The sequence below is a fragment of the Synechococcus sp. B60.1 genome, from assembly GCF_047462555.1.
Classification (GTDB): domain Bacteria; phylum Cyanobacteriota; class Cyanobacteriia; order Thermostichales; family Thermostichaceae; genus Thermostichus.
Genome location: NZ_JANSJN010000046.1, coordinates 14788 through 20692, shown reverse-complemented (window position 1 = coordinate 20692; position 5905 = coordinate 14788). Strand labels below are relative to the sequence as shown.

Genomic DNA, 5905 nt, shown 5'->3' with positions numbered 1-5905 from the left:
CCTGCAGGATTTCGTCGGCCCCCTGTTGCTTCAGCTTTTCCGCCAGGGAGATTCCCACCGCTTCCGGATCAGCAGTGGATCCCGTTTGGGTATCGCGGATCAGCCGTCGCCCCTCTAGGTCGGCCACCATGCCGGTTAGGTGCAGCTCTTCCCCCTGCACTTGGCTGTGGACCCCGATGGGCACCTGACAGCCCCCCTCCAGCGCCCGCAAGAAAGCTCGCTCGGCCAAACAGCGGGCTGTGGCCTCCCCATCGGCCAAGGGTCGAATGAGCTCCAGGATCCGCTCGTCCCCCTGCCGGCACTCGATGCCGAGGGATCCCTGGCCAACGGCGTACAAGGACACACTGGGATCCAGCACCTCGTGGATCCGCTGGGCTTGGCCCAGGCGCTTCAGGCCGGCGACTGCCAAGATCAGGCCGTCGTACTCCCCCCGATCCAGCTTGGCCAAGCGAGTGTTGAGGTTGCCCCGCACGTCCTTAAACTGCAGGTGGGGAAAGGCGTGGCGCAGTTGGGCCAGTCGCCGCAGAGAGGAAGTGCCGATCACCGTCCCTGCTGGTAGGGTGGCCAGGTGGTAGGCGCGCAGCTCCTCCCGCAGCACCAGCGCGTCCAGAGGATCCTCCCTCTGCGTGATTGCCCCCAGAACCAGGCCTTCTGGCAAGCGGGTGGGCAAGTCCTTGAGGCTGTGCACCGCCAGATCGCTAGTGCCGTTGAGCAGGCTGACCTCCAGCTCCTTGGTAAAAAGGCCCTTATCCCCGATTTTGGCCAGCGCCACATCCAGGATGATGTCTCCCTGGGTGGAAAGGGTGTGCAGCTCTAGGGGCAACCCTGGATGGTGGGCCTGCAACTGCCCCATCACCCAGTGGGTCTGGGCCAGAGCCAGCTCGCTTTTGCGGGAGGCGATCCGCACCGGCTGGACAGCTTGCCAGGGAGTTGAGGCCAGTTCGCTCATGGCTGCTGCAAAATCCGAGAACACCGTCTTTCACGCTAGCCGAATCTGCGCCGCCGCAGGGCAGCGGCCTTCAAGATCCTTAACCAAAACCGCCATTTCCCCCCAGCCGAGACTTTACTGCGGGGATCCCAGCCGGTAGGATAAGTAAACGGGTTCTCCGCCGCGGCGGGGAGAGGTCTGGTCTGTCAAACCTCCTTCTCCGAGGTTGCTAGAGGACAATTCTAAGTAGGGCCCCCTGATTTGGTTGGTAGTCTGCCTGGATAGGTCTTATGGAAGAAAGCAACGTCGGCAACGGCACTCAGTTACTGCTCAAGCGCACCATCCCTGTCAAGGTGGTGGTCACCCCCCTTTGGAAGAAAGAAATGCAGGAGCAATTGGAGCGGCAAATCGAAGCCACCGATGCTCAGATGCAGCAACTGGAGTTTCAGGGCAAGCGGGCCATTGCCGAAATCGAAAAACAAAGCCCTAACCCCAACAGCCCCCAGGTGCTCCAACAGGTAGAAGCGGTAAAAAGCCGCGTGAACGAGCAAAAGATCAAGCTCTTGGATCAAAAAAACCAGTTGCTCCAACAGATCAACCAACTGAGTAGCCTGGAGCTGAACCAAGAGGTGCTGCAGGGCAGCGTGGAGAGCTTCTTCCGCGTGCAAAAGGGAGACAACCTGATCCAGAAAATGCAGGTGGAGATCCTGCTGGAAGATGGGGTGATCAAGGAAATTCGCGGCAACCCATAAGCTTTTCATATCCTTTGGGAGGACAGGGATCCCTTGCTGTGGGGTAGCAGACCAGAACCTTTGGTCTTCAACCCAACGTGGTGGCAACACAATAGGTGACAATAATTAACGACCTTTTAACAGCCGCTGGGCTCGGGGCGGCTGATGCGTACGGGCAAAGTTGTTACCTACGAGATGCTCCCCATGTCTGAGTTTGTCGGGTCAGAGCCTGCTCCCCTCGAGGATCTACATCTTCCCGATTGGCTGCTCACCTCGGCCCAGCGCCGCCGTCTCAAGGCTTTCCTGGTTCTGGCGACGGTGTGGGGTCTGGTCAGCCTGATGCACCAAGTAGCGGTAGCCCGCTGGTTTACCGTTGGCCTGGCCACCTTCATGGTCATCCACATCAACCGCTTGTTCCGGCTGCAACCGGCAGCTCTGCCGCCCCCCTTGAGGCTTCACCCTCCTGGAACAATGGCCCGGCCTCCCGCCGTCGCCGAAACAGCCTCCCTGCCTTTGCCTGAGGTGGGCGGGGCTCAGCCCTTAGCGCTGGCGGGTTCTCCTCTGCCGCGAGTGGCGGTGTTGATCCCGGCCAAAAACGAAAGCGCAGTGCTGCCGCGGCTGCTGCATAGTCTCACCCAGTTGGATTACCCCAGCAGCCACCTGGAGCTGTGGGCCATTGACGATGCCAGCAGCGATGCCACCCCCGACATCTTGCAGGAAGCCCAAAAGCGGATCCCTCATCTGCGAGTTTACCGACGGCCCCCGGGGCGAGGAGGCGGCAAGTCTGGCGCCCTCAACGAGGTGCTGCCCCTGACGCGGGGGGAGATCATCCTGGTCTGCGACGCCGACGCCATTGTGCCCCCGGATTTGCTGGCTCGCACCCTGCCGCTGTTTGGCCAGCCCCCCCGCCCCGGCAGACGGACAATCGGCGCTGTTCAGGTGCGCAAAGCCCTGAGCAACCCCAACGTCAACTTCTGGACTCTGGGCCAGGTGGCGGAGATGGCCTCCGATGCCTACTTGCAGCAGCAGCGGGTGGCCATCCGCGGGATTGGCGAGCTGCGAGGCAACGGCCAACTGGTGCGACGGGATGTCCTGGAAAAGTGCGGCGGCTGGAACGAGAACACCCTCACCGACGACCTGGATCTCACTTTTAAGTTGCACCTGGCGGGGGTGGATATTGCCTTTCTGACGGAGCCGGCCATCGTCGAAGAGGGGGTCACCTCTTGGAAAAGCCTTTGGCACCAGCGCTGCCGCTGGGCGGAAGGGGGCTACCAGCGCTACCTCGACTACTGGCCAGGGATCCTCAGCCGCCGCCTGGGCATGGCTAAGACGGTGGATCTCTGGGCCTTTTTTATCTCTCAGTACTTGCTGCCGATGGCCTTAGTTCCCGATACCCTCTGGGTACTCTTGGCCGACCACTCCTCAGTGCTGCTCCCCTTGAACGCTCTGGTCATGGGATCTGTGACGGTGGCCTTCTATCGCGGGCTGCGCCAAATGGAGGGGCTGCGCGGACGAAAGCTCTGGTGGCGCACTGCCCTAGGCTTGGTGTACATGCTCCACTGGCTGCCGGTCATGATTGTAACCACGGCTCGTATGTGTGTGCAGCCCAAGCGGTTGAAATGGGTGAAAACCGTGCATCACGGCCTCTGAATTTCGCCTGCCAGGGATCCCCTTAATCCTGCTATCCTAATCAAACGCCAGCTCACCACACTACCCAGCCCGACTATGGCCCGCCTCTACTACGACTCTGACGCCAACCTGGATCTCCTGGACGGCAAGACCGTCGCCATCATCGGCTACGGCAGCCAGGGCCATGCCCACGCCCTCAATCTGCGCGACAGCGGTGTCAACGTCCTCGTCGGCCTCTACCCCGGCAGCCCCTCTTGGCCCAAAGCCGAGCAGGACGGGTTAGTGGTCAAGACTGTAGCAGATGCTGCGGCTGCCGCCGACTGGGTGATGATCCTGCTACCGGACGAAGTGCAAAAGACCGTCTTCCAGAGTGAGATCCGCCCGCATTTGCAGCCGGGGAAGGTGCTCCTGTTTGCCCACGGCTTCAACATCCACTTTGGCCAGATCCAGCCGCCGGCGGACGTCGATGTCATCATGGTTGCTCCCAAAGGCCCCGGTCACCTGGTGCGGCGCACTTACCAGGAGGGCCAGGGGGTGCCTTGTCTGTTTGCTGTCTACCAGGATGCCTCGGGGATGGCGCGGGAGCGGGCCATGGCTTATGCCAAGGGGATTGGCGGCACGCGAGCTGGCATCCTTGAGACCACCTTTCGGGAGGAGACCGAGACCGACCTCTTTGGCGAGCAGGTGGTGCTCTGTGGTGGCCTCACGGCTTTGATCAAAGCCGGGTTTGAGACCCTGGTGGAAGCGGGCTACCAGCCGGAGCTGGCCTACTTCGAGTGCCTGCACGAAGTCAAGCTCATTGTCGATCTCATCGTCGAGGGGGGTCTGGAGAAAATGCGCCACAGCATCTCCAACACGGCAGAATACGGCGACTACACCCGTGGCCCCCGCATCATCACGGAGCAAACCCGCGCCGAGATGAAGCGCATCCTTGCTGAGATCCAAAGCGGCCAGTTTGCCCGCGAGTTTGTCTTGGAAAACCAGGCTGGCAGGCCGGGGTTTGCGGCGATGCGCCGTCGCGAGGCCGAGCATCCCATCGAAAGGGTGGGCAAAGAGCTGCGGGCCATGTTTAGCTGGCTGAAGAAATAGGTAGAGGTCATTTCCCAGGCAAGTCTCGTGCTGGATCTGAAGCTGCTGCGGGATCGCCCAGAAGAGGTACGCCAAGCCCTGGACAAGCGCGGGGCCAGTATCGATCTGGACGGGATCCTGCAGTTGGATCGCGAGCGGCGCCAGTTGGAGGCTCGGCGCGGCTCTCTGCAGGCGGAAAGCAACACCCTTGGCAAGAAAGTCGGCGCGCTCATCCGCCAGGGAGCGGATCCCCAGGGATCCGAGGTGGCGGCCCTGCGGCAGCAGGGGGCAGAGCTCAAGGCCGAGATCGCCCGACTGGAAGAGCGGGAGCGGGAGCTGGAGGAGGAGATGCGCGCCCGCCTGCTTACCCTGCCCAACTTGCCCTTGCCCAGCGTGCCGGTTGGCCGAGATGAGGCCGACAACGTGGAGGTGCGCCGCTGGGGAGATGAGCTAAAACCCGCCCATCCCGTCCTTCCCCACGACGAGATTGCCGAGAAGCTGGGCCTCTTGGAGATTGGCCGTGCTGTCAAGGTAGCCCAAAGCCGCTTTGTCGCCATGGTAGGGGCAGGGGCGGCTCTGGAGCGGGCCTTGATTGCCATGATGCTGGAGCGCCACATTGCCGCCGGCTACACCGAGGTAATCCCTCCTTTTTTGGTCAACAGCGCTGCTCTGCAGGGAACAGGACAACTGCCCAAGTTTGCCGAGGAGAGCTTTCGCTGTGCTGAGGATGACTTGTGGCTGATCCCGACAGCGGAAGTGCCCCTCACCAACCTGTACCGGGACGAGGTGATCCCAGCCGAGCACCTGCCGCTATATTTCTGTGCCTACACGCCTTGCTTTCGCCGCGAAGCCGGCAGCTATGGCCGGGACACCAAGGGCCTGATCCGGCTGCACCAGTTTCAAAAGGTGGAACTGGTCAAAGTTACCCACCCCACCCAGTCGGAGGTAGAACACGAAAAGCTGGTACAGGATGCCGAGGCCATTTTGCAGATGCTGGAGCTGCCCTACCGGGTGGTGGAGCTGTGCACCGGCGATCTGGGTTTCTCGGCGGCCCGCTGCTTTGATCTGGAGGTGTGGTTCCCCTCCCAAAACCGCTACCGGGAGATCTCCAGTTGCTCCAACTGCTGGGATTTCCAGGCCCGCCGCGCCAACCTCCGCTACAAAGAGGCCGGGCAGAAAGGCACTCACTTCGTCCACACCCTCAACGGTTCGGGCTTGGCAGTGGGCCGTTCTCTGGCCGCCCTGTTGGAAAATCACCAGCGGATGGACGGCTCAATCCGCATTCCCCAGGCACTGCGTCCTTTCCTCAGCTCCCGCTTCCTCTCCCAAGACGGCACTCTCCGGACTGCTCCCTAAGCCATTCTGCCGCGGTGCTCCAGCAAGCCATAGCTGCGGAGAGTATGTCAATCTAGATAGGGATCCCTACCCTGCCAGGGTTTATGTTGCCCAAGCATCGTCCCAAGCAACTCTCACTGGGCCCTCTGGAATCTGAGATCCTCGATATCCTTTGGGAGCTGGGCAGTGCCAGCACCCGCCAAATCCACGAGCG

5 protein-coding genes are annotated in these 5905 nt (G+C 61.6%); 4 read left to right on the top strand and 1 reads right to left on the bottom strand.

Annotation, left to right across the window (positions count from 1 at the left end):
- Positions 1–940 (bottom strand): hydroxymethylbilane synthase (gene hemC / locus NW863_RS06875; protein WP_414365476.1); only part of this gene is annotated, 940 nt, incomplete at its 3' end.
- Positions 941–1218: 278 nt separating this feature from the next.
- On the opposite strand from hemC, the gene NW863_RS06870 reads away from it, so the two are divergent.
- The 4 genes from NW863_RS06870 (at position 1219) to serS (ending at position 5712) form a co-directional block, all read left to right on the top strand.
- On the top strand, positions 1219–1680 hold the full coding sequence (locus NW863_RS06870; protein ID WP_414365473.1) for a YlqD family protein: 462 nt from the start codon (positions 1219–1221) through the stop codon (positions 1678–1680).
- A gap of 183 nt (positions 1681–1863) precedes the next feature.
- A complete protein-coding gene (locus NW863_RS06865; protein WP_414365471.1) occupies positions 1864–3309 on the top strand; it encodes a glycosyltransferase in 1446 nt (481 codons plus the stop codon).
- A gap of 75 nt (positions 3310–3384) precedes the next feature.
- Positions 3385–4377 carry a ketol-acid reductoisomerase gene (gene ilvC, locus NW863_RS06860; protein ID WP_414365469.1) on the top strand — a complete coding sequence of 331 codons (993 nt, stop codon included), beginning with the start codon at positions 3385–3387 and terminating at the stop codon, positions 4375–4377.
- 27 nt (positions 4378–4404) lie between these two features.
- A complete protein-coding gene (serS, locus tag NW863_RS06855; protein ID WP_414365467.1) occupies positions 4405–5712 on the top strand; it encodes a serine--tRNA ligase in 1308 nt (435 codons plus the stop codon).
- Positions 5713–5905: the final 193 nt, after the last annotated feature.

Bases quoted from the DNA above. Each gene is read 5' to 3' on its own strand.
- NW863_RS06870 (WP_414365473.1), top strand. From the start codon at position 1,219: ATGGAAGAAAGCAACGTCGGCAACGGCACTCAGTTACTGCTCAAGCGC.
- NW863_RS06865 (WP_414365471.1), top strand. From the start codon at position 1,864: ATGTCTGAGTTTGTCGGGTCAGAGCCTGCTCCCCTCGAGGATCTACAT.
- ilvC (WP_414365469.1), top strand. From the start codon at position 3,385: ATGGCCCGCCTCTACTACGACTCTGACGCCAACCTGGATCTCCTGGAC.